Below are 1,821 nucleotides of genomic sequence, written 5' to 3'. Positions count from 1 at the left end.
CAGAACCAAATCTGCAACCTGTATGATGTTGAGCTGGTTATCCAGACTGATTGCATTTTCCACCGAACCGTCTGAGAACAGGAGCTGTGCAAAATCATAGTCCGTAAAACTTTCGATATGGTCTGCAATGTTACGGGATACGGCGGTATCCTCTTTCCGCAGTTCCTCAATGACCTGCAACAGCCCGTGGTTCTGATTCTGGGATACCGTGCGGACAGCTTTTCTAAGGACAGGGAACTTTTCGCCGTCCCTTGAAGAAATTCCTGTAAGGAAAGTCAGAATATCAATGGCAAGACTTTCAGCGTCCTTGACATCTTTCATAATCACATACGGGTCTAACAGCCCTTGATTGCTGGAATCACTGGTAATGTTTACGATGTTGATTTCCTCTGCAATCTCCGGCAGTGTTTCTTTCCAGTTTCCACGCTCACTTTTCGGGTCTAGGATAACTGCCTGTCCACCGAACAGAACGGAATAATACACCAGCAGGTTATTACAGAATGATTTTCCACCGCCAAGCGAACCCACAAAGGCAGAAGCTAACGCATTTGTGACCGTACCTTTTACCCCTTGACTGGCAAGGGACGGTTGCAGGTAGACATTTCTTCCTGTATCCACGGAATATCCGATATAGATTCCTGTATTTTCTCCCAACATCTGGGTAGCACCGAAACCAAGTCCGGCTAAAAAGTCGGATTTCACATACTGGATATAATCATTGATATAACGCCTGCTGGCTGGAAGAAACTCTCCATGCAGTCCCATCATATCTCCGGCAGGGCGTACCAGCTTCACATTCAAATCATCGTAAAAGTCCTTGACTTCATCACAACGGCGTTTCAGTTCGTCAAGATCGGGTGCAGACACCCGTATGACGTAACTTAACTTGTACATACTTTCCTTGCTCTGGTCTAAATCTGTTTCCAGTTCATCGACACTGTCCAAGGCTTCCACCACATTTGAACTTGTTTCGTTTCCGGCTTGATAGGCGTGATTATCCAAGTCCTTTAATTCCTTTTTCTTGTTACGGACAGTGGTTAAGGCTTTCTTATTCCCGACAATCTCAACATTCATAGACGTATCCACAGGGAATGTGAACTGCTGTTGCTGGAAATAAAAGATTTCCGATGATGGGAAGTCCAGCTCCCCGACAATGGCATTGACCGTAAAGTAGGATACATAGCTTTTGCTGTCCTCATGTTCCAGACGCAAATATCGCTGGCTTTCTTCCACCACACAACGGGTAGGACGGATAAGGTCATAATACTTAATCAGTGTTTCTCTTTTTAATTTTCTTTTTGGCAGAGGATACACATAATCTTCATAAGCTATCCCGTCCCTGCCGTAGAGGTGTTCCATCAGATAGGCAAAATCTTTGGCTTCCAGTCGGCGGATTTTGAATCTACGGGAGATTTTGTTTTCCAGCAGTTTTTCCATCTTCGCATAACGGTTGATTTCATCATTGCTCATGGAAACAAAGTCATTCATCAGCGTGTGCCTTACCTCATTCAAAAACTCACGGAATGTCAGAAATACCGATTTTTTGATGTTCTTCAGATTGACTTCGTCCTCTGTGACCATGAGCTTGAATCCCAGAAAGAAACGGTAATCCACTTGATTGTCGCCTATCATGGATACAAGGGCTTCGGTCTGGTCGTCTATCTTTTGGATTGCTACCTCACGGAGCTTTCCAGTGACCAGCTTCTTTGACTGTTCCTGTATGCTTCGGATTGAACTTTCAGTTGCAATCTGCAACGCATGAATCTTTCCCTCACGGGACTGTGCGATAAGCTGACGGAAGCTGTCATGCACAAGGTATTT

1 protein-coding gene is annotated in these 1,821 nt (G+C 44.9%); it reads right to left on the bottom strand.

Annotated elements, in window-relative coordinates; all coding sequences use genetic code 11:
• Window positions 1–1,821 (bottom strand): ATP-binding protein (locus tag GPK60_RS08220; RefSeq protein ID WP_215659271.1); only part of this gene is annotated, 1,821 nt, incomplete at both ends.

The organism is Ruminococcus sp. MCC718 (genome assembly GCF_018783905.1).
Lineage (GTDB): Bacteria > Bacillota > Clostridia > Lachnospirales > Lachnospiraceae > Hominisplanchenecus > Hominisplanchenecus faecis.
The sequence above is the reverse complement of the archived record's forward strand: the minus strand, read 5'-3'. Positions and strand labels throughout refer to the sequence as shown.